This window comes from Lentzea sp. NBC_00516, from assembly GCF_036346835.1.
Lineage (GTDB): Bacteria > Actinomycetota > Actinomycetes > Mycobacteriales > Pseudonocardiaceae > Lentzea > Lentzea sokolovensis.
Genome location: NZ_CP107840.1, coordinates 197,903 through 220,057 on the forward strand (window position 1 = coordinate 197,903; position 22,155 = coordinate 220,057).

Sequence of the window (22,155 nt, forward strand, 5' to 3'; positions counted from 1 at the left end):
GAGAGGTTCACACCTAGGGGAGGACACGTGCGTCTTGCACGATGTTCGGTGATCGCCGCCCTCGCCGCCGGACTGCTCAGTCCGGCGGCGACGGCGCAGGCGGAACCGTTGAGAGCTGCGAAGACGTCGACCATCACGCTGATCAGCGGAGACAAGGTCGTCGTCAACGAGCAGGGGGAACTCGTCAGGGTCGAGGGGCGGCCCGGCATGCAGTTCGCCCAGTACGTCCAGAACGACCACCAGTACGTGGTGCCGGCGGACGCGGTCGACGCGGTGGGGCAGGATCGCGTCGACAAGCGCTTCTTCGACGTCACCTCGTTGCACGGCTACGGGTACACCGACGACAAGATCGACCGGATTCCGTTGCTGAGCAATGGTTTCCGTGCGGCGGGCGCGGTGCAGAAGAAGGACGCGGCACAGCAGTGGACGGCGCGGCGCACCAGCGCGTTGAGTGCCGGCAAGCTGTGGCTCGACGGCAAGTCGAAGATCTCGCTCACTGAGAGCGTGCCCATGGTCGGCGCGCCCGGTGCGTGGCAGGCCGGGTTCGACGGCACCGGCGTCACGGTCGCGGTCCTCGACACGGGCTACGACCAGAAGCACCCGGAACTCGCGGGCGTCGTCTCGGTGTCGAAGGACTTCACCCCGGCGGGCATCCAGGACAACGTCGGGCACGGCACGCACGTCGCGGCCACGGTCGCGGGGCGCGGCAGCCAGTACGTCGGTGTCGCGAAGGGCGCCTCGCTCGCGGTGGGCCGCGTCTGCGAGGCCGAGTACTGCTTCGACAGCGCGGTGATCGCCGGCATGGAGTGGGCGGCGCGCGACGTCAAGGCCAAGGTCGTCAACATGTCGCTGGGCGGCGACCAGTCCGACGGCACGGACCCGTTGTCCCTCAAGGTGAACGAGCTGACCGCCGAGACCGGCGCGCTGTTCGTGATCGCGGCGGGCAACTACGGCACCCGGCGGCAGGTGTCCGGACCGGCGGCGGCCGACGCGGCACTGGCCGTGGCGAACATGACCAAGCAGGGCGTGCTGGAGGAGTGGTCGTCGCGCGGCCCGCGGATCAACGACCACGCGGTCAAGCCGGACATCGCGGCGCCGGGCACGGACATCGTGGCCGCACGCGCCGAGAACACGTTGTGGGACCATGCGGTCGACGACCTGCACGCGAAGCTGACAGGCACGTCGATGGCGACACCGCACGTGGCCGGTGCCGCGGCGGTCCTCGCGCAGCGCAACCCGACCTGGAAGGCCGCCGAGCTCAAGGCCGCGCTGATGGCGACGGTCAAGCCGGTCGCGGACTCTCCCACGAGCGTCGGCACCGGTCTGCTCGACGTCGAACGCGCGGTGAAGCAGCAGGTCCGGGCATCGGTGGGCAGCCTGTCGTTCGGGTTGCTGCAATGGCCGCACACCAGGACGTTCACGAAGACGATCACCTACTCGAACGCGGGCTCCGCACCGGTGACGCTGGCGTTGCAGCACAACCTCGGCGCGGACTTCGCGGTCCCGGCGTCGGTGACCGTGCCCGCCCAGGGCAGCGCGGCGGTCGACGTCGTGCTGGATCCGCACAAGGGCAACGGCACGTTCTTCGGGCACCTCAAGGCTTCCGCTGACGGTGTCTCCCTCACGACCGCCGTCGGCGCGTACGTGCAGGAGGAACGGCACGAGCTGAAGGTGTCGATGACCGGACGCGACGGCAAACCGGTCGCGAGCGAGTTCGTCGTCGTGGTCAACATGTCCACGCAGGAAGCGTCGGTGCTCTCCATCGTGGACGGCACCGGAACGTCGCGGCTGCCGGTCGCGGACTACGCGGTGATCGGCCGCATCGACGAGCTGACGCCGAACTACGCCTGGTTCACCCCGGTCTCCGCGACCGAGGTGGCGGGCCGCGTCTCGCTGAACGCGGACGTGTCCGTCGCGCTGGACGCCAGGCAGGGCAAGCCGATCAGCGTCGAACTGCCCGAACGCGACTCGGTCGTCTGGTACCGCGACGCCACGCTGGCGGTGCCGTTCAAGCCCGGCAAGATCAGCGGTGTCGCCAGCATCGTCGACGGCCGGGTTCCGTTGTACGGCCTGTCCTTCGGGGCGCCGCTGCCGGAACTGACCTACGACTCCGGGCTCAAGGGCGGACAGCCGCTGGTCTCGGTTCCCGGCGGGTTCCCCGTGCGGTACTACGAAAGCAGCAAGTACCTGCCGCCGGGCGAGCACAAGCTGGACGTGGCAGAACGCGGTGGGGACGTGCGCGGCAAGCTCGCCCTGGTCCGTCAGGCGGGCGAGGACCCCTACGCGGTCGCCCAGGAGATGAAGGACGCCGGAGCGGTCGCCGTGCTGTGGGCGGGACCGGTGCCGTTCGGCCTGGAGCCCCAGTCGGCGATTCCGGTGATCACGGTGGCGGAACACCACGTGACCACCACGCCGGCGAAGCTGACGTTGCGGGCCATCGCGGGTTCGCCGGTCTCGTACACGATGTTCCTGCGGGACAAGGGCGCGTTGCCGTTCGGCACCAGGAAGATCCGGCACTCGGACCTCGCCGAGGTCAAGGCGCGCTACCACACGTCCGGCGCCGACGGCTCGGTCTCGCAACGGAACTCCCCGGTCGTCAACGGCGCCCTGGGCGACGTGCTGGACGAACGGATCTCCGCTCCCATGCAGCGCACCGAGTACTTCAGCCCGGGCACCTGGTACCAGGAGGGTTTCGACGGTCGCATGTTCGGCAGCGACGACGACCCGAGCACGACCTCGTGGGCCGACCTCGCGCCGGTGACCTACCAGGCGGGCAGGAAGTACGAGCGGACCAACCTCCGCGCGGTCACCTCACCCCGGCTCGGCGGTTCGCCGCTCGTGACGTGGGCGGACGGCGGCGGCGTCGAGCGGTCCGGTGACCTGATCAACGCCCGGATCTCGCCGTTCGGCGGCTCGACCTGGGTGGAGAACTGGCACCGCGGCGGCTGGGGCACGCTCGAACTGCAGCACAACGGTGTCGCGCAGGGCTGGTCCGACGTCCGGCAGGGCTCCTTCCACGCCCCCGCCCGCGACGGCCGGTACAAGCTCCTGCTGGACGCCTCCCGCGAGACGCTGGCGTTGTCGACGAGCGTGAAGACGACGTGGGAGTTCTCGGGTGCCGCCGACGGCCGGTTGCCGTTGCTGGAGGTCGACTACTCGGTGCCGGTCGACCTGCGCAACAGCTGGAAGGCCGGTGTGCCGATGCCGGCGAAGTTCACCGCGTCACCTCAGGCGGGGGCGGGCAACGCCTCGTTGCGCTCGCTGCAGGCGTACGCGTCGTTCGACGACGGGGTCACCTGGGTTCCGGTGAAGTCGCTGGTGCCGCCCGGTGGAGCGGCGGGCGGGTTCGTGTCGTTGCGCGTGGTGGCCGCCGACGCGGACGGCAACACCGTCGACCAGACGGTGCTGCGGGCATACCGCCTGCGCTGAGATAGGCCGAACGGTCGTGTGTGTTGCGTCTTATGGGCGTAACCGCACGGCCGTTCGGTCGTTGTAACCCCCTGCGGCACCTGCCCCCGCCGTGCGCGAGACGATCAAGGACGCGGCGTCTCTGCGCCCGGGGCAGGTGCCGCCGTTTTCTCGGTGGCCGGTTCGGCGCCGCTGTGATGGCATGTCGGCCCATGGGGACTTTCGAGGAGCTGGTGGCCGAGGGCGCGGCCGTGCCGCTGGAGGGCTGGGACTTCTCGTGGTTCGAGGGCCGGGCCACCGAGGAACGCCCGCCGTGGGGCTACGCCGGGTTGATCGCGTCGCGGCTGGCGGCCGTCTCGTCGGCACTGGACCTGCAGACGGGCGGGGGAGAGGTGACGGCGTCGGCTCCGGTGTTGCCGCCTCTGATGGCCGCCACCGAGTCGTGGCCGCCGAACGCGTCGGTGGCGTCTCGGAACCTGCCCCTCGTCGTGCAGGCGCCCGACAACGGTCCGCTGCCGTTCCGCTCCGCGTCGTTCGATCTCGTGATCAGCCGGCATCCGGTGGTGACGCCGTGGCGGGAGATCGCGCGGGTGCTGCGGCCCGGCGGGACCTACTTCTCGCAGCAGATCGGCGCGGGCACGAACTCGGGGCTCACGGACTTCATGATGGGGCCGCAGCCGGTGAGCGAGGCTCGCAGTGCTGAACGGTCGCGCGCTGACGCCGAGGCTGCCGGACTGGAAGTGCTTCGGCTGGAACCGGCGGAGCTGCGGGTGGCCTTCTTCGACGTCGGCGCGGTGGTGCACTTTCTGCGGAAGGTGCTGTGGACCGTGCCGGGGTTCACCGTCGAGGGGTATCGGGATCGGCTCCTGGCCATGCACGAGCACATTCGGGAGCACGGGGAGTTCGCGTGCACCTCTGCACGGTTCCTGATCGAGGCTCGCAGGCCGTGAACGCGAAACAGCCCCTCCGGAACTCGTCCGGAAGGGCTGCTTCGAGGTGTTCTAGCGGGGCTGGCGCTCGCGGCGGATCGTGACGCGCTTGCCCTTGATCGTGGCGTCGCGCAGCTGCTCGATCACGTCGTTCGCGGCCGTGCCCGGCACCTCGACCAGCGAGAACCGGTCGGCGATCTCGATGGCGCCGATGTCGCGGCCCTTCAGCTCCGTCTCGCCGGTGAGGGCGCCGACGATGTCCTGCGGACGGATGCCCGACGAGCGGCCGGCACCGAGGAACAGCCTGGTCATGCCCTCCGTCGGGCCACGACGTTCGCGGCGCGGGCCGGCGGGCGCGCCACCGACACCATCGCGGCGCGGACGGTCCTCACGCGGGCGGACCTCCGGGATCTCCTCCTCGTCGGCGGCGGCACCGGAGGCCTCGTGCGCGAGCTTGACCGCGGCGAGCGCGATCTCCATGACGTCGAACTCGTCCGCCAGCGTCTCGACCACGACGCGGAAGCGCGAGAGGTCGTCCTCCAGCAGCGACTCGTGCAGCGACGAGCGGGTCAGTTCCAGCTGACGGGCGCGCAGGTCGGCGACCGTCGGGACCTTCTCGACCGGGATCTTGGTCTTGGTGACGCGCTCGATCGTCTTGAGCATCGAGTTCTCGCGCGGCTCGACCAGGGTGATCGCGACGCCCTCACGGCCGGCGCGGCCCACACGGCCGATGCGGTGCGTGTACGCCTCGGGGGCGGACGGCACGTTGTAGTTCACGACGTGCGTGAGCTGCTCGATGTCGAGGCCGCGGGCGGCGACGTCGGTGGCCACCAGCAGGTCGGCGGTGCCGGAACGCAGACGCGACATGACGCGGTCGCGCTGCTCCTGGCTGATGCCACCGTGCAGCGACTCGGCGCGGTAGCCGCGGCCGTTGAGCGTCTCGGTGAGCTGGTCGACCTCGTCGCGGGTGCGGCAGAAGACGACGGCGGCGGTCGGCGACTCGACGTCCAGCACACGGCCCAGGGCGGCGGGCTTGTGCTCGCGGCGCACGAGGTACGCGGTCTGCCGGACGCGCGGGGCCTCGCCCGGCTCCGTCTTCTCGCGCTCGATCTGGATCAGCACCGGCGAGCGGAGGTGGCTCTTGGCCATGCGGTCGATGCGCGGCGGCATCGTGGCCGAGAACAGCACGGTCTGCCGTTCGGCCGGCGTCTCGCTCAGGATCGCGTCGATGTCCTCCGCGAAGCCCATGTCGAGCATCTCGTCGGCCTCGTCGAGCACGACGACCCGCAGGTCGCCCAGCTGCAACGTGCCGCGCTGGAGATGGTCGATCGCGCGACCCGGGGTCGCGACCACCACGTCGACGCCGCGGGACAGCTCGCGCAGCTGACGGCCGATGGGCTGGCCGCCGTAGATGGGGAGGACGCGTGCGCCCATGTGGCGTCCGTAGCGGTGGACCGCCTCCGACACCTGCACGGCCAGCTCACGGGTAGGCGCGAGGACGAGGGCCAGCGGCTTCTCACCCTTGCCGATCCTGTCGGCGATGCGCTCGAGCAGCGGGAGCGCGAACGCCGCCGTCTTGCCCGTGCCCGTGGCCGCCTGGCCCAGCAGGTCGTTGCCCGCGAGCAACGGCGGGATCGCTTCGCTCTGGATCGGCGTCGGCTCCTCGTAGCCCAGAGCGTTGAGGGCGTTGAGGAGGTCGGGGCGCAGGCCCAGGTCGGCGAAACCGTTGTCGGCGGAACCGTTGTCGGCGGTGGTCATGGCGAGTATCTTCCCCCACCGCCTCACACCGCACTCACTCAGACCAGGTCAAGCCGCCTCTCGCAGGCTCACGCGCACGTCCGCGCTGCTCGTCACGCCGTTCGCCGTGACCGACATCTCGACCTGACCAGGCCTTATTCCGGTGAGGACATCGGTGTCACGGTTTGATCCCGGCCTTGGTGCCGACGTGCGGACCACGTGACCCTTCCCACACCGCGCCCATCGCCCATCGGACATCGCCAACGACCGGGCCCCTGTTTCACCGTCGCCGCAACTGTTTCCGTGACGCCGGAGCGCAGGGTGGACGGAGCCCGCACCTGGAGTGGGTCCACATGGGCCGGATCTCGGCTTTGGCACCTGCCGTTGATCACCAGCGGCAGGCAGTCCACAGTGGACGCGCGGGCTCGTCACGCCTCCCGGAACCTAGACTGGGCCGGTGAAGAAACGCCTGACGGTCTGCGCCTCGCACCTGATCACCCTGCCGAGCGCGCCTCACGGCCCGGTCCGCGAGGCGATCGGCGCCGCCCGCGAGGCCGTTGACGAGTTCGACCCGGAGCTCGTCGTCTTCTTCGGCACCGACCACCGGCGCGCTTTCCGTTCCGTGGTCCCGACCTTCGCCGTCGTGCTGGAGGCGACCGCGCAGGGCGACGTCGCCGGACCCACCGGTTCCTACGACGTGCCCGCCGATCTGGGACGCGCGCTGATCGCCGACCTGGTCGCGCACGAGTTCGACATCGCCACGGCCTACAGCGCCGCCCTGGACCACGCGTTCGGCCACACGACCCGCGACCTGCTGGGCACGATCGACGCCAAGCCGGTGCTGCCGATCTTCATCAACTGCGCCTCGCCGCCGCACGCGACCTTCCGCCGTGCCGCCGCACTGGGCCGCCGTGTCGGGGAGTTCTTCGCGGACAAGCGCGTTCTTTACGTCGGCTCGGGCGGGCTGGCGCACGACCTGCCGGGCTTCCGCGAACCCGAGACCGGCGTGGCGCTCACGGAGGAGGAACGCCAGACGTGGATCAAGGACGTCAACGAGCGCGCACGGCGTGAAGGAACGATCCGCGAGCTCGTGCGCACCTGGGACGAGGCGTTCCTGGCGGGAATCGGTGGCACGTCGCAGGAATGGCTCGACGAGATCGGCGCAGACCTGGTCGAGTGCGGTGGCAACGGCGCCGCGGAGTGCCTGACCTGGACGGCCGCGTGGGCCGCCGGTGATCAGCCGCTGCGGACCCTGGCGCACGAGTTCGACACCAGCGGCCGCGCGGTCGCGATCACAGATTCGGCGTGAGCTGTGCGGCCTTGGCGATGATGATCAGGATCCAGATGCCGGACGCCATGAACCCGAGGTGCACCAGCAGGCGGCCCTTCTGACCGGTCCGCATGATCTGGAACCGCGCCATGAAGCCGAAGATCCAGCACAGCAGGATCGGGAAGCCCAGGATTCCGACCAGGCCGCAAATGAAACAGGCGACCGCCCACCCGTTGCGGCCCGGCCCCGTGTACTGCTGCGGCGGAGCCTGGGACAGCTGCAGGTACGCGGGCGGATTGGGCCCTTGCGGCGGTTCCCCCGATGAATTGACCGACACAGTTCGCGATTGTGTCACAGCGCGCTAGGCCATCCGGCACAATCGGTGATGCTCGATCTTTCAGAGCGCACTGGGGAGGGCTCGTGCAGGGGCAGGACGTCGTCGTGGCCGGGACGAATCAGATGTGGCAGAGGCTGTTCAGCGGCCAGGAGAGGTGGGGCTGGGAGTTCACCGCTCCCGCGCTGCCCGCGATCAGCCCGGAGGCGGCCCACGAGCCGGTGGCCGACCAGGTCTACGCGCCTCACGACTTCCTGCTCCAGCAGAAACGCAGCAAGAAGGCCTGGCTCGCGTTGATCGGCGGGCTCGTCGCCACGTTCTTCGCGGTGGTGTTCACGGGCGCGCTGCTCAGGCCGACCCGCGCGACGGTGCCCGCGCTGGAGCAGTGGGCGACGTGGATCGTGCTGATCGTGGGCGTCGTGCTCGTGATCTTCTCGTTCTTCCGCACCAAGCGCCGTTTCAGCGTGATGAAGCGGCGCTACGACGCCGAGTACAACGGCGCGGTCCAGCGCTACAACGACGCGTACGCGGGGTGGCGCGCCCGCATCGAGGAGCACGACCGCCGGGAGGCCGAACGGTTCGTCACGGCCATGCTGTGGCACCCGTTGCAGCTCGCGTCGAGGCCGGGCCGGATCGACGTCTTCGGCGGCACCGAGGACGGCTGGGCCAGCCTGCTCACCACGATCGGCGCCGCGCAGCTCGCGTCCGGATCGTCGATGCTGCTGCTGGACTTCACCGACATGTCCGTCGGCGAGAACGTCGCGCACGCCGCCACGCGTCAGGGTTATGAGGTCCACGCCCACGAGGCGCCCCGCGACCTCACGCGCCTCGGCCTGCTGACCGGTCTCGACGCGACCGAACTGGCCGAGGTGCTGGCCGAGTCCATGTACAACCTCAACCGCTCGATGATGGCCGCGGACCAGCGCGGTCTGCACATCGACCTGCTGACGGCGATCGCCGAGCGGCTCACCGGGCCCGTCACGTTCGCGAAGCTGGTCGCCGGGCTCCAGGTGCTGCGCCGCGTGTACGACGCCGGATCGGACGAGACGCTCGCGGCGGACGAACTGCGCAAGCTCAACTCGTACGTCGACACGGCCGGCAACACCGACCAGGTCCGCAACGAACTCCAGTCCCTGGAAGGGGAACTGCGCTCGCTGGCCCGCGCCGAAGAGGACGCTGCCGATTCTGCCGGCTTCCGCGAGGTGTGGCCGGTGCGCGGTCTCGCGACGATCGCGACCAGGGCCAGGACCGGCAGGCACCGCCGGTTCCTCGACCACGTCGTGTTCCACCGCGCCCTGCAGGAACTGCACTCGCGCCAGGCGACCGGACGCGAGACGCTGGTCGTCGCCGGCGCCGACCAGATCGGCCTGGAAGCGCTCGAGGCGATGGCCAGGCAGGCGCGGCGCTCCGGCGTGCGGCTGATCTTCCTGATCCAGCACCTGCGGGACGACCTGCGCAAGCTCCTCGGCGCCGGCGGCACCGCCACCCTGCTGATGCAGCTGGGCAACGGCGAGGAGGCCGCGGCCGCCGCGGAGTTCATCGGCCGCGGGCACAAGTTCGTGATGTCCCAGCTGACCGAGCAGATCGGCAAGACCCTCACGCACGGCTCGTCGACGTCCGAGGGCGGTTCGGAAGGCGTCACCACCAGCAGGGGCTCCAGCTCGGGCGGCAGCTCCAGCAGTTCCTACTCCAACAACGGAGGGAGCTCGTCCTCCGGCAGTTCGTGGTCGTCGTTCAGCAGCAGGGCGGAGAGCAGGGAAGCGAACTGGTCGGACACCCGCAGCCAGTCGGAGGCCAGGTCGGAGACCCTCGGCCGGACCGATGCCCGCGTCTACGAGTTCACCGTCGAACCGACGACGCTGCAGGCGCTGGCGCCCACGGCGTTCGTGATGGTGGAGACCGCTCCCACGGGACGCAGGGTCGTTCTCGGTGACTGCAACCCCGGCATCGTGCTCCTCGACCGGGTGGCCCTCGATGCACGGGCCTCCTGAGTCCGTGCTCGACGGTTTCGTCTTCCACCGGATGAAGGTCGTCCCTCGCGGCGACGACATGGCCACGGCGGTGGACCGCCCGGACGAGTCGGGCGGGCGCGCCCCGGCCCAGTTGTTCGCCGCTCTGACCGCGGCGCACGCGGGCCTGCGCGGCCGGCCGGACTCGGCGTTCGCGGTGGCCTGGGAACGTTCGCGCGGCGGTCGTGAACTGCGCATCCTCGTCGGTGGACGGCCGTACTCGCCGGTGGTCCGCTCGGATTCCGACACCGGTGTGCCGTTGCTCTACCCGCCGGGCAGCCTCGGTGACGTGGAGCCGGTGGAGGAACTTCGTGCGCGGTGGGCGTCCCTGGGCTCGTGGACCCGTTGCGCGGGCGGGACCGATCCACTGTGGACACCGGAGTCCGGTTCCGCGGCACCGGGCAGGGGCGGCTTCGACGACTACGTCACGCACCTGCCGGGCGAGTTCGTCTGGCTGGTCCTGGCGGAGCCGTTGGCCGCGGAGACCGTCGAACGCGAACTGCTGGCGCTGGAGACGACCATGCCGCGCCTGCGGCAGCGGGAGAACTCGGAACCCGACCGGGTCGCGTTGCTGCGGGCCGAGTCGCGCTACCGGGAACTGTCCCGTGCCCAGGCCGTCGGCATGTGGTCGGTGCACGTGCTGGTCGGCGGTGTGGACGACGTGAGCGCGCGCACCGCGGCCGCGTTGCTGTGCGGTGCCAGCGATCTGGACGTCCTGCCGTACGTCCTCACCCCGGGACAGGACTGCTCGGACTTCGCCGGCGTGTGGCGTGACCGGGTCAAGAGCGGAGAGTTGAGCTCGCCCTTTTCTGCCACGGCCGAGTTGGTGGCCGCGCTCGCTCGTCCGCCGCGGCGGGAACTGCCGGGCATCCGCGTGGTCGAGCCACCCCTGTTCGACGTCACGCCCGAGGTCGCAGGGGACGTGCCGCTGGGACTGGTGCTCGACGACGCCGATCAGCCGGTCGGGGAGTACCGGGTCGCGCTGGACACGATCAACCGGCACACCTTCGTCGCCGGCGCCACCGGTTCCGGCAAGTCCCAGACCGTCCGCACGCTGCTGGAGGGGCTGAACGACGCGGGCGTGCCGTGGCTCGTGATCGAACCCGCGAAGGCCGAGTACGCCGCGATGGCGGGCAGGCTTGGTTCGCGCGGCTCGGTGACGGTGATCCGGCCCGGCGACCCCCACTCCTACCCGGCGGGCCTGAACCCGCTGGAACCGGTCGCCGGATTCCCGTTGCAGACCCACCTCGACCTGACCCGCGCGCTGTTCCTGGCCGCGTTCGACGCCGACGAACCGTTCCCGCAGGTGCTCGCGCAGGCGCTGACCCACTGCTACACCGCTTACGGCTGGGATCCCGTGACCGGCGTGCCGCGCGGCCGCGTGGGACCGGTGAAGTACCCCGGACTCGGCGATCTGCAGGGCGCGGCCGTCGAGGTCGTGAACAAGATCGGCTACGGCCGGGAGGTCGCGGACAACATCCGCGGCTTCGTCGACGTGCGCATCGGGTCGTTGCGCCTCGGCACGCCCGGCCGGTTCTTCGAGGGCGGCCACCCTCTCGACATCGCGGCGTTGTTGCGCGGCAACGTGGTGCTGGAGATCGAGGACATCGGGTCCGACGTGGACAAGGCGTTCTTCATCGGCGCTGTGCTGATCCGGTTGTTCGAGCACCTGCGCGTGAACCACAAAGCGGGCGTGCGCGGCCTGAAGCACGTGCTGGTGCTGGAAGAAGCGCACCGGCTGCTCAAGCGCGCCGAGCCGGGCAGCCAGACCGAGCACGCGGTGGAACTGTTCACGTCGTTGCTCGCCGAGATCCGCGCGTACGGCGAAGGCATCATCGTCGCCGAGCAGATCCCCGGCAAGATCGTGCCCGACGTCGTGAAGAACACGGCGTGCAAGATCCTGCACCGCCTGCCCGCCGCCGACGACCGCGAAGCCGTGGGCGCGACGATGAACCTCAGCGAGGCGCAGTCCCGGCACGTCGTCACGCTGCCGCCAGGCCGGGCAGCCGTGTTCACCGACGGCATGGACCGCCCGCTGCGCGTGCTGGTGCCGTTGAACGAGGGCTCCGAGGACGCGGCGCTCGTGTCGAAGGAACCGGTCCTCGCCCGCCTGCGCAGTGTCGCGTGTGGACAGTTGTGCTCCTCGCGGCCGTGCACGCTGGCCGAACTGGGCGACGCCGTGTACCGGGCGGACGAGGACGCGCGTTTCGTGCTGTGGATCGAACTGCTGACGGTGGCCCACCTGACCGGCCGTCCCGCTCCTGACCCGGACCCGGCCTGGATCACGTCACTGCGTGGTTTGGACCCGCGAACCCTCGACTGCGCTCTCGCCCACCGCGTGCAGACAGCGGTCGACTCCCGCTACGCCACGATCACCGCCCACAACGCGGCCCCCGACCTGGTGACACACCTGATGGACAGCGCCCGCCGCACCCTCGCCGGCGAGCCGCACGGCTGCGACGGCAGCGAATTCCGCTGGCAGTCCGGCCCCTACCGCTGGGCAGACGTGTCGAAGGCGCTGAAACGACCCGTGTCACCGGACACCGCCCCGGACCCCCGCACAGCATCCTGGGCGGCACGCGGCCTCGCGCTGACCGGCACCACCCGCGCCGAACAACACGACGATCTGCAGGCGCGCCCAGAACGCAGCCGCGGCGCCAAGGCCACCACGCGCGGCACGGTCACGCCCGCACCGATCGACCTCGCCGTCTCCGACCTGAGCAGCGAGAAGGACCCGCTGGCCCAGTTCCGGCAGGCCACCAGGTTCCTCAACCTCCGCACCTCGTGGGCGACCTCGGTGCTGAGGATCAAGAGCACGCAGAAGCCGGGGGAGGCGCCGTGAGCGAGACGGGCGAGACGTCGGGGGAGGACGAGGCGCCGGAGTCGTCCGGGTCTTCGGCGGAGTCTGCGGAGGATGAGGGCGCCGACTCGGCTCAGGAGGACGACCAGTCGGGGGAGGGGTCCGAGACTGGTGGCGAGGGCGAGTCGGGCGGGGAGGACGACGACGGCGCTGTCGAGGATGACGAGTCTGAAGAGGACGACGAATCGGATGACGACGACGAGTCTGACGACGATGACGAGTCCGATGACGACGAGTCTGAAGACGACGACGAATCGGACGATGATGACGAGTCCGATGACGACGAGTCCGATGACGATGACGAGTCCGATGACGACGACGAGTCCGATGACGATGACGAGTCCGATGACGACGACGAATCGGACGACGATGACGAGTCCGATGACGATGACGAGTCCGATGACGATGACGAGTCCGATGACGATGACGAGTCCGATGACGATGACGAGTCCGATGACGATGACGAGTCCGATGACGACGACGAGTCCGATGACGATGACGAGTCCGATGACGATGACGAGTCCGATGACGATGACGAGTCCGATGACGACGACGAGTCCGATGACGACGACGAGTCCGATGACGACGACGAGTCTGATGACGACGACGAGTCTGATGACGACGACGAGTCTGATGACGACGACGAGTCCGATGACGACGACGAGTCTGATGACGACGACGAGTCTGATGACGACGACGAGTCCGATGACGACGAGTCTGAAGACGACGACGAATCGGACGATGACGACGAGTCTGACGATGAGTCGGAAAACTCGGAGGGCGAAGGGCCTGACTCGTCAGATGGCCCTGACGACGACGGCGACGCCGACGACAACGGCGTGGACGACGAGACCGAGGACGAGTTCCGGGGCAAGCAGGTCGAGGAGTTCACCAACTTCGTCGGCGAGGCCGCTGAGAAAATCGGCGGCGAGGCCGCCCAGAGCGACATCATCGGTGCGCTCGCGCCGGTAGCGGGTGAGATCGGCAAGAACTTCGACCACTGGAAGATCATGCCGTGGACGCTCAAGGCTTACCTCGACTCCTTCGTCGACTCCATCAAGAAGCGCGGCGGAGGCGGCGAGAAGGGTGACGACGACTAGCCCTGGCGGTGGCGCGGCTCCGGGGCGATGGGTCCGGAGCCTGCCGGGGGTTGTTGTCAGGTCTGGGGGAGGTCGACTGTGGAGAGTTCGTCGGCCTCTGCCAGGTAAAGGCGGCCCAGGTCCATGAGCAACGTGCCGAGGTCGCGATAGTGCGCGGCGCGTTCCAGGTCGGGAATCAGGCCGCACGTGCGCAACATGTTTTGTGCGAGTAGCTCGCCGAACTGTGGATAAGTCTTCACCACCTCACGCGAGAGGCGCTGAAGAGATATGCGCAGTAGGTCTTCGGTCAGGATTTCCGCGGCCATGGCAGGATCCCCTCGTTCTCGCGCCAGATGCCGTCGCAGTCCCAGCACGTCGGCCACACTATCTTGTCTCGCCACAGGTTGAACTCTTGCGGCACAAAGGGATCGCCGCATAGAGTCTCGACGAGCCGCCCCCTGGCCGGCTCGTCGGAGATGGCGTGTCGCCGCCCTTCGTGGGGCGTCCATCGAAATCTCACAGGATTATTCTGCAGCTTGGAGGAGCTCCAAGCTAACGCCCTTTTGGGTTGTGTTGCTGGTAAATGTTCTGGAGGCCCTGAGAATGGGTCTACGGTCCTCGCCATGCCGAAAAGATTCTCCACTGCAAGGGGTCGGGAGTTCGGTGACGGGCTTCGCGCCGCCATCGCCGCCACGGGCATGACCTCGCGCAAGATCGCCGAAATCGTCGACTGGCAGGAAGCCAAGCTGTCCGACCTGATCAACGGCAAGGGCGGTGCGACCGAACTGGAACTCGCGCTGTTGCTGGGGGCGTGCCGGACGCCGTCGGACGAGCGGGAACACCTGCAGAAGCTCTTCCGCGCGACGAACGTCAAGGGATGGCTGCAGGAACACGGGGCCGCCGAGCCGATCCTGCCGCGCACCCTCGTCCAGCACGAGGCCATCGCGAAGACGCTGGTGAGCTGGTTGCCGTTGCTGGTGCACGGCATGTTGCAGATACCGGACTACGCGCGTGCGGTGATCGCGGCGAACGCGAACGTGCCCGAGGACGAGGTGGAAGAGCGGGTCAACGCACGAGTGGCACGGCAGGAAGCGCTGCGGCCGGGCCTGAAGGCGACGTTCTACCTCCACGAGTCCGTGCTCAGGACGCCGGTCGGTGGCGAGGAGGTGATGCGTGCCCAGCTGGAGTACCTGGTGAAGGTGTCGATGCGGCAGTACGTCGTCATCAGGGTGCTGCCCACGTCGATCGGAGCGCATGCGGGACACGCGGGGGGCTTCAACCTGATGAGGTTCCACAAGATCGAGCCGGTCGTCTTCGTGGAGAGCGAGAACGCCAGCCTGATCATCGAGTCGCCGCTGCCGATCAAGAGCTACGACGCGGTGGTCGAATCACTCGCCCGGACGGCGTTGGACGAGGAACAATCGAGGAGTCTGATCAAAGACATCATCGGTTGAGGAGAGATTGATGGCCGAGTGGCGCAAGAGCAGCTACAGCGCGAACGCCAGCGAGTGCGTCGAAGTCGCCATCGGCATCGGCATCCGGGACAGCAAGGCGCCGGCCGCCCACATCGAGATCGACGCCGCCGCCTGGTCCGCGTTCCTGGCGGGCGTCACGCGGGAGCGCTGACCGGCAGGTCGTTACCATCCGAACCATGACCATGCCCGCAGCGATCGATGCCGTGCGAGAAGCGTTCGTCGGGCTCAGCGCGGAGGAGTTCGACCTGCCCGCGCGGCACGCGTTCAGCGACAGCCGGTCGCTCGTCATGGCGGCGCATCACCGGCCCACGCGGTCCACAGCGGTCAAGGTGATCAGCATCGAGCTCGAACGGGATCCGGTGATCACGGGCACGGTCGTGTTCTCTCATCCGGACGGTCAGTTCGTCACGGACGCGGTGCCGCTCACGACGCTGCGGACCGGCGCTGTCGTCGGTGTGGCAACGGATCTGCTGGCCGACGAGGACGCCTCGCACCTGGCGTTGCTGGGGGCCGGGGCGCAGGCGGCGGACCAGATCCGGGCCGTGCACGCGGTGCGGCCGTTGAAGAAGCTCGTCGTGTTCAACCGGAACGCCAAGAAGGCCGAGGCGTTGCTGGAGAGCATGAAGGACGAGCTGCCGGACACGGTCATGGACGTGGCGAACGACCCGGACGAAGCGGTCGAGAGCGCGGACATCGTGTGCTGTGCGACGGCGTCGACCGTGCCGTTGTTCCGGTGCGACTCGCTCAAGGAACGGGTGCACGTCAACGCCATCGGCTCGTATCGGCCGGTGATGCGGGAGCTGCCCGAGGAACTGCTGGCGACCGCCGGAGTCGTGGTGGTGGACCAGGTCGAGGCGGCGCTGAGCGAGGCCGGCGAGATCATCCGGGCCGTGCAGTCCGGCGTGCTCAGGCTGGAGTCGCTCGTCGAACTCGGTGCGGCGCTGGGGAATCCGCCGCTCAGGGAAGGCCGGACGGTGTTCAAGTCGGTCGGCGTCGCGGTGCAGGACTGGGCTGTCGCAAGGCTTCTGGCGTAAAGGAAAAGCGCTGGACGTGAACCCATCCGCCGCGGGGGTTCACGTCCAGCGCCGTGATTCTCCTCGTCAGGCCATGCGCAACCTGACGTGGAGAGACCTCAGACCGCCCACTTCTGGCTGGCGACGCCGAGGCAGTCCCAGATGTGGGTTCTCGTGCCGTCGGCCGAGGAGCCTCCGATGGCGTCCAGACACTTGTTGGCCTGCGGGTTCACGATGTCCTGTGCCCCACTGACGGCCCATTGCTGGGCAGCCGAGCCGTTGCAGTCCCAAAGCTGGACCACTGTGCCGTTGGCGGTTCCGCCACCGTTGACGTCCAGGCACTTGCCCAGCGAGCGGATCGTGCCGTCACCGGGACGGCTCCACTTCTGGGCCGCGTTGCCGTTGCAGCCGACGATCTGGATGGGCGTGCCGTTGGCGGTGTTCGCCCAGGGCACGTCGAGGCACTTGCCGCCGATGCCGCGGATCTCCGAGCCGCCACCACCACTGGGGGTGTCGTTGGAGACGCGGACCCAGTCGATCACGAGCTGCTGCGGGAACGTCGTGCTGCCGTCGGGGTAGCCCGGCCACTCGCCACCGACCGCGAGGTTGATGATGATGAAGAAGGGCTTGTTGAACACCCACGGGTTGCCGTTGACGTCCGTCGGCGTGTTGCGGGCGTAGACGTTGCCGTCCACCGACCACGTGATCTCGCCGGGCTTCCAGTCAACCGCGAAGTTGTGGAAACCGTCGGAGAAGTTCGGGCCGTTGTAGGCGTGGGACTTGCCGCCGGCGCCGGAGTAACCGGGGCCGTGGATCGTGCCGTACACGGTGTTCGTCTGGTGTCCCAGGAACTCCATGATGTCGATCTCACCGGAGCCCGGCCACGGGTTGCCGGTGTTGATGTCCGCGCCCAGCATCCAGAACGCGGGCCAGATTCCCTTGCCGCGCGGCATCTTCATCCGCGCTTCGAACCGGCCGTAGGTCTGGGTGAACTTGTTCGCGGTGTTGATGCGGGCGGACGTGTACTCACACCGTCCGTACCAGCAGTTGTAGTTGCCGGGGTTCTCGCGCTTGGCGGTGATGACCAGGTTGCCCTGGCCGTCGTGCGCGGCGTTGGAGGTACCCGACTGGTACCACTGGTTTTCCCTGTTGTTGCCGTTGTTGTTGCCCACTTCCATGTTCCACTTGCCGCCGTCGACACCTGAACCGGCGGGAGCGTTGAACTCGTCGGCCCAGGTCACCGCCGCGTTGGCAGGGGGAGCTTGGCTGGTGGTGGCGACGGTGATCCCTGCGGCAACCATCAAGGCAGCGGCAAGGGCCGTCCCGATGCGTCGCTGCATCGAACCGACCTTTCCGGGTGTTAGTTGTGCGCCCAGTGGTTCGGAAGTGTTGTCGTGCTGTGACTCTCGGTCAACGTGTAAAGGTTTTCACGAATTTGTCAGATGAGAGCGCTCTCAGGAGATCTGGCCCGCTACCAGTGGATTTAAGGCTGCTTAACTCGAAGGTGCGTCTCCGGAGGGCCCGAACCGGTCCCTCCGGAGACTGCGGGCATCAGCCCTGCGGGGTCGTGATCACGTTGAAGACCGAACCACCGCTCGCCTGGCGCGCGCTGAGGTCTTCGAGGATCGTCGAGATCGGGGCGTAGTCGGTCAGCTCGCCCAGCTGGCACGGGCCGCTGCGGGCCTGCTGGCTGCCCTCCAGGATGCCCAGGGCCGCCTTGGTGACCTGGCTGAACAGCGGACTGCCGCTGTCACCGTTGCGCGAGCACAGGTCGGTGTTGATGCCGACGTCGGTCGAGAGGACCCGGCCGCACCGCGTGCCGACGAGGTAGTCCGCGCCGGGGCCGCTGTCGTAGGAGTCCGGGTAGTTCACCGAGCTGGCACCGGAACCCGAGGAGCACACGACCGCGCCGGGCAGGACCTGCGCCAGCGGCGTGACCGAGGTGATCTCCTGGTTCTGGGAGGTCGCCTGCGGGCCGCACGGGGTGTCGCCGTTGCTGTCCAGACCGCCGTTGCGGCAGTACTTGAGCACCATGTTGCGGTTGGTCTGGCTCTCCAGCCACCTGTTCGCGGTGGCCGCGTCGACGTACCGCAGGGCGGAGTAGTCGTAGGGGTAGAAGTTCTTCTCGATGCCGTGCTGGTTGAGGATCACCTCGCGGTTGTGCTCGGTCGGCACGTTGTTCGTCTTGGTCGCCATGCAGTGGCCCGCGGTCAGCACCCACGGCACTCCCGGGAACGCGCCGCCGGTCGTGCGCAGGTTGAACGCGCTGGTGCAGCCGCCGGTGGTGCCGTTGTCACGCCTCATGTCCAGGCGCAGACCGCCGCGCATGGGGCCGTAGTTCGTGCAGTACAGCGGGTGGCAGAAACCCCAGTCGATCGGGTCGGCCGAGTACGGGGTCGGCTTCTTCAGCGTGCGGGCCGACACCAGGCTCGGGTCGGCGTCGAACGTGCGCGGCTCCGCCTGCGCGGCGATCCCGGGCTTCTTGAGCCAGGCGCGTTCCCAGACGACGACCTTGTTCTCGGTCGGGCTGACGGCCGGCAGGTACACCGACTCCGCCTTGGCGCCGATCTGGCCGCTGATCCGGTCGTAGGTGGCCTGAAGCGAGGCCAGGGAGTTCTTGACCGTGCGGATGCTGACGTTCGCGCGGTCGGGCAACGCGGCGATGTGTCGTTGCGCGGCGGCGGGTTTCGTCATCGCGACGACGAGCTTGCCGCCCGCCTCCTGGTCGATCCACATGCCGCCGTACTCGCCGGCGGCCTCGCTCTTCAGTCTCTTCTCGAGCTCGGTGGCGTTGTTCTGGAGTTCCAGCCGGCGCAACGCCTCCCGCTCACTGATGCGGTAGGTCTGCACCAGGTACTCGATCGACTCCTTGACGGTGCTCGGGTCGATCGTGGTCGTGGGTCCGGCCGTGGCCGGTGCAGCCGCGATGGTCGACGCGAACAGCACGCTCGCGGTGACCGCCCCCAGGATCTTGGCTAATCGCAATGCTTTCTCCTTGCCGATGCGAGTGACTTGCCATTCATATCCGTGGACGGGTCGCTCGCGCCGAGGTTCCACAAGATCTCCACAAAACCTTCGCTTGACGTTCTGGGCTAATGGCGTTAGCTTTTGGGCTATGGTTGTTCGCGCTCGTCTCACCACCGCCAAGGTCGTGGACGCCGCACTGGAACTGGTCGACGAGCACGGCGTCGAGGCACTGACGCTCGCCGCCGTCGCCGCCAGGACCGGTGTCGCCACGCCCTCGCTGTACAAGCACATCGCGAGCCTCGGCGAGCTCAGAGGCCACCTCGGCCTGCGGGTGATGGAGGACATGACCGCCCGGTTCACCGCCGCCGTCGTCGGCAGGGCAGGGGACGACGCCGTCCGGGCGCTCATGTACGCGTACCGCGCTTACGTGCAGGAACATCCGAAGCGCTACCTGGCCGCGCCGATGGATCCGCTGCACGACGAACTGCAGCGGGAGGCAGGTCAGAAGTTCATGGAACTCATCCTCGCCACGCTGCGGAGCTACGGCCTGGAGGGCTCGGACGCCATCCACGCCACGCGACGGGTGCGGGTGATCGTGCACGGCTTCGCGTCGATCGAGTCCAGCGGCGGCTTCGGCCTGCCGGAGGGACTCGACGACACCTACGACCAGCTCGTCCGGATGTATCTCGACGATCTCAGGGGGCAATCATGAAGTGGACGCTGACCGCCGCGGGCCTGCTCTTCCTGCTGTACCCGGCGTTGAGACCGTGGCACGACGAAACGACGGCAGCGGGCGCGGCAGCCTCGATGGGCTCGACCGCGTGGGTGCTGTCGCACCTGTTCGCGATGATCGGCTTCATCCTGGTGCCGATCGCGTTGCTGGAGATCCACCGCACGGCCGCGATCACGTTCTGGGTCGGCGCGGGCCTCACGCTGCCGTACTACGGCGCAGAGGACTTCGGGCTGCACGCGATCGCAGCCCAGCCGAACGTCCTCGAACTGGCCGAGGCCGTGCGCTACAACCCGTTCGCCGTCACGATTTTCGCGCTCGGGCTCGTCACCATGGGCGTCGCGGCGATCATGGTCGCGCTGAAGCTCCGCACCACGGCGGCGATCGTGTTCGCGGCCGGGTTCGCGTTGTTCCTGCCGCAGTTCTTCACGCCGCCGGCTGTGCGGATCGCCCACGGCGTGCTCATGATCGTCGGCTGCGTGTGGCTGGCGTGGGACTCAGCGCGCAGTGAGGCGAAAGACGCGCAACTCGCGGCCGCCTGACCGCTCCACGTAGTCCTGGAACGCGGGGTAGGCCGCCACCATCCTGGTCCAGGCGGCCTCTCGCTCGGCGCCCTCCAGCAACGTGCCCCGCACGTCACGGATGTCGCCGCGCACGTTCACCTGGATGTCCGGGTTCTTCAGCAGGTTCGTGGTCCAGGCGGGGTGGTGGGGTTTGCCCCAGTTCGACCCGACGACCAGCATCGCGTCGCCGTCGGCCACGTACTGGACCTGGTTCTCGCGGCGCTCACCGGACTTGGCGCCGATGGTGATCAGCGTCAGGCCGGTCTGCTTGCTGAACGAGACGAGACCGACCTTGCCTCCGGTCAGCTTGTAGAGCAGGCGATCGGTGCCGATCACGGCCTTTTGCTGCCAGGACATTCGGCAATCTAATCGTGGGAGCCCCCGGCTCTTCAAGGCCGAGAGGATTGCGATCTGTAGTTCCGCGGCGCCCTGGCCTCGCGAGGAGACGCCTTTGAGGCTGTCGACCTGGCATGAGAGCGCGACCTACGAGGCAAGGTCAAGTCCGGTTTCGGCCCCATTGAGGGGATCCAGACCGATGTACGGTCTCGTTCGTGAAGATCGTTGTGCAGGTGAAGCTGCTGCTGGACGCCGTACAGGCGTCCGCGTTGGCGGCGACTCTGCACGGCTGCAACGAGTCTGCGGACTGGGTGTCGCGGATCGCGTTCGAGCACGGGGTGTTCCGTGAGTACGCGTTGCGCAAGCACGCCTATGCGGAGTTGAAGGCTCGCGGTCTGGGTGCGCAGGCCGCTCAGCACGTGATCAAGAAGGTCGCGGACGCCTACGCCGCGTTGCACGCGACCGTCCGGGCCGGGAGCCTGGGCAGGCCTGGTTCGAAGCGCCGGGTGAAGGCCGAGTCGAAACCGGTCGCGTTCCGGCCGGATGCGGCGCAGCCGTTCGACGACCGGTGCCTGTCGTGGAACCACGACGCGGGCACCGTGTCGATCTGGACCACGGCGGGCCGGATGAAGGACGTGCGGTTCGCGGGTTCTCCAGGCCAGCTCAAGACCCTGCGTGAGTACCGCAAGGGCGAGAGCGATCTGGTGCACCGCGATGGCATGTGGTTGCTGATCGCGACCTGTGAGGTGCCCGAGCAGCCACAGTTCGAGCCGGTCGACTGGCTCGGTGTGGACCGGGGCATCGTGAACCTCGCGACCACCAGCGACGCGGACAACTTCCAAGGCCGCGGGCTGGGCCGCTACCGACGCCGGCACGCCCGCGTGCGCGCCGAGTTGCAGGCCAGGCGAACGAAGTCGGCGACCCGGCGGCTCAGGAAACGGTCGCGTCGCGAGCAGCGGCATTCGACGCACGTCAACCACAGGGTCGCCAAGCAGTTGGTGGTTGTTGCCGAACGCACCGGTCGCGGGATCGCGCTCGAAGACTTGAGCGGTATCCGCGACCGGGTCACGGTTGCCCGGCACCAGCGAGCCACCCACAGCTCCTGGCCGTTTCACCAACTCGAAGCACACGTCCGCTACAAAGCCCGCCGCGTCGGCGTGCCCGTGCTTATCGTGGACGCGCACTACACCTCACGGATGTGTCCGCGCTGCAAGCACACGTCTCGTTCGAACCGTCCAGACAGGGACACCTTCTGCTGTCGCCGGTGCGGTCTCGCTGGACCCGCCGACGTCGTCGCCGCCGTGAACGTCCGAAACCGGGCACGGTCGGCGTGGGTACACGTCAACGCACCCGAACCCGCCGCCGCATAGACGACGGGTTGATGCGGCCCGCACGCCACACCCAGTGGCGCACGGAGAACGCGACTCGGCTTGAAGGTCCGAGCA

At 68.5% G+C, this 22,155-nt stretch carries 19 protein-coding genes; 12 read left to right on the plus strand and 7 right to left on the minus strand.

Annotation, left to right across the window (positions count from 1 at the left end; genetic code table 11):
- Positions 1-27: 27 nt before the first annotated feature.
- Together OG205_RS00945 and OG205_RS00950 are read left to right on the plus strand one after the other, a co-directional pair.
- The gene (locus tag OG205_RS00945; RefSeq protein ID WP_330274292.1) at positions 28-3,429 is read left to right on the plus strand and encodes a S8 family peptidase; all 3,402 of its coding nucleotides are present in this window, start codon (positions 28-30) and stop codon (positions 3,427-3,429) included.
- 191 nt (positions 3,430-3,620) lie between these two features.
- Positions 3,621-4,358 carry a methyltransferase domain-containing protein gene (locus OG205_RS00950; RefSeq protein WP_330274293.1) on the plus strand — a complete coding sequence of 246 codons (738 nt, stop codon included), beginning with the start codon at positions 3,621-3,623 and terminating at the stop codon, positions 4,356-4,358.
- Between the two features lie 51 nt (positions 4,359-4,409).
- Here the strand turns inward: OG205_RS00950 and OG205_RS00955 are convergent, their stop codons facing one another.
- Entirely contained in the window at positions 4,410-6,095 is a 1,686-nt protein-coding gene (locus OG205_RS00955; protein WP_330274294.1) for a DEAD/DEAH box helicase, read from the minus strand.
- Positions 6,096-6,531: 436 nt separating this feature from the next.
- On the opposite strand from OG205_RS00955, the gene OG205_RS00960 reads away from it, so the two are divergent.
- On the plus strand, positions 6,532-7,383 hold the full coding sequence (locus OG205_RS00960; RefSeq protein ID WP_330274295.1) for a hypothetical protein: 852 nt from the start codon (positions 6,532-6,534) through the stop codon (positions 7,381-7,383).
- Here the strand turns inward: OG205_RS00960 and OG205_RS00965 are convergent.
- The gene (locus OG205_RS00965; protein ID WP_330274296.1) at positions 7,367-7,681 is read right to left on the minus strand and encodes a DUF4190 domain-containing protein; all 315 of its coding nucleotides are present in this window, start codon (positions 7,679-7,681) and stop codon (positions 7,367-7,369) included. The genes OG205_RS00960 and OG205_RS00965 overlap by 17 nt on opposite strands.
- Positions 7,682-7,764: 83 nt before the next feature.
- Here OG205_RS00965 and OG205_RS00970 point away from each other — a divergent pair, with 83 nt between their 5' ends.
- The 3 genes from OG205_RS00970 to OG205_RS00980 are packed head-to-tail and all read left to right on the plus strand — an operon-like array spanning position 7,765 to position 13,647.
- Complete coding sequence (locus OG205_RS00970) at positions 7,765-9,669, plus strand: hypothetical protein (RefSeq protein ID WP_330274297.1); 1,905 nt, start codon at positions 7,765-7,767, stop codon at positions 9,667-9,669.
- A complete protein-coding gene (locus OG205_RS00975) occupies positions 9,653-12,529 on the plus strand; it encodes an ATP-binding protein (protein ID WP_330274298.1) in 2,877 nt (958 codons plus the stop codon). The genes OG205_RS00970 and OG205_RS00975 overlap by 17 nt, the downstream gene beginning before the upstream one ends.
- Positions 12,526-13,647 (plus strand): hypothetical protein, encoded by a 1,122-nt coding sequence (locus OG205_RS00980; RefSeq protein WP_330274299.1) that lies wholly within the window; start codon positions 12,526-12,528, stop codon positions 13,645-13,647. Before OG205_RS00975 ends, OG205_RS00980 begins: the two co-directional genes overlap by 4 nt.
- A 56-nt stretch (positions 13,648-13,703) precedes the next feature.
- Here OG205_RS00980 and OG205_RS00985 read toward each other — a convergent pair whose 3' ends face one another.
- Both OG205_RS00985 and OG205_RS00990 read right to left on the minus strand, forming a co-directional pair.
- Positions 13,704-13,952 (minus strand): hypothetical protein, encoded by a 249-nt coding sequence (locus OG205_RS00985; protein WP_330274300.1) that lies wholly within the window; start codon positions 13,950-13,952, stop codon positions 13,704-13,706.
- A complete protein-coding gene (locus tag OG205_RS00990) occupies positions 13,934-14,326 on the minus strand; it encodes a zinc finger protein (RefSeq protein WP_330274301.1) in 393 nt (130 codons plus the stop codon). The genes OG205_RS00985 and OG205_RS00990 overlap by 19 nt, the downstream gene beginning before the upstream one ends.
- Here OG205_RS00990 and OG205_RS00995 point away from each other — a divergent pair.
- From OG205_RS00995 to OG205_RS01005, 3 genes are read left to right on the plus strand one after another with little or no spacing between them, the layout of a single operon-like run.
- Positions 14,250-15,080, plus strand: coding sequence for a DUF5753 domain-containing protein (locus OG205_RS00995; protein WP_330274302.1), 831 nt, complete (start codon positions 14,250-14,252; stop codon positions 15,078-15,080). The genes OG205_RS00990 and OG205_RS00995 overlap by 77 nt on opposite strands.
- A gap of 10 nt (positions 15,081-15,090) precedes the next feature.
- Positions 15,091-15,252, plus strand: a complete 162-nt coding sequence (locus OG205_RS01000) for a DUF397 domain-containing protein (RefSeq protein ID WP_330274303.1) — start codon at positions 15,091-15,093, stop codon at positions 15,250-15,252.
- 25 nt (positions 15,253-15,277) lie between these two features.
- Entirely contained in the window at positions 15,278-16,135 is an 858-nt protein-coding gene (locus OG205_RS01005) for an ornithine cyclodeaminase family protein (protein ID WP_330274304.1), read from the plus strand.
- 98 nt (positions 16,136-16,233) lie between these two features.
- Here the strand turns inward: OG205_RS01005 and OG205_RS01010 are convergent, their stop codons facing one another.
- The gene (locus OG205_RS01010) at positions 16,234-17,454 is read right to left on the minus strand and encodes a family 16 glycosylhydrolase (protein WP_442916723.1); all 1,221 of its coding nucleotides are present in this window, start codon (positions 17,452-17,454) and stop codon (positions 16,234-16,236) included.
- A 211-nt stretch (positions 17,455-17,665) separates the two neighbouring features.
- On the minus strand, positions 17,666-19,099 hold the full coding sequence (locus OG205_RS01015) for a trypsin-like serine protease (protein WP_330274305.1): 1,434 nt from the start codon (positions 19,097-19,099) through the stop codon (positions 17,666-17,668).
- Between the two features lie 130 nt (positions 19,100-19,229).
- Between OG205_RS01015 and OG205_RS01020 the strand changes: the two genes are divergently transcribed.
- Positions 19,230-19,793: a TetR/AcrR family transcriptional regulator gene (locus OG205_RS01020; protein ID WP_330274306.1), complete on the plus strand. Its 564-nt coding sequence runs from the start codon at positions 19,230-19,232 to the stop codon at positions 19,791-19,793.
- On the plus strand, positions 19,790-20,353 hold the full coding sequence (locus OG205_RS01025; protein WP_330274307.1) for a hypothetical protein: 564 nt from the start codon (positions 19,790-19,792) through the stop codon (positions 20,351-20,353). The genes OG205_RS01020 and OG205_RS01025 overlap by 4 nt, the downstream gene beginning before the upstream one ends.
- Here OG205_RS01025 and OG205_RS01030 read toward each other — a convergent pair.
- Positions 20,309-20,731 (minus strand): nitroreductase family deazaflavin-dependent oxidoreductase, encoded by a 423-nt coding sequence (locus OG205_RS01030; RefSeq protein WP_330274308.1) that lies wholly within the window; start codon positions 20,729-20,731, stop codon positions 20,309-20,311. The two genes, OG205_RS01025 and OG205_RS01030, sit on opposite strands and share 45 nt — an antisense overlap.
- Before the next feature lie 194 nt (positions 20,732-20,925).
- On the opposite strand from OG205_RS01030, the gene OG205_RS01035 reads away from it, so the two are divergent.
- Positions 20,926-22,080 (plus strand): RNA-guided endonuclease InsQ/TnpB family protein, encoded by a 1,155-nt coding sequence (locus OG205_RS01035; protein ID WP_330274309.1) that lies wholly within the window; start codon positions 20,926-20,928, stop codon positions 22,078-22,080.
- The last annotated feature ends 75 nt before the right edge of the window (positions 22,081-22,155 follow it).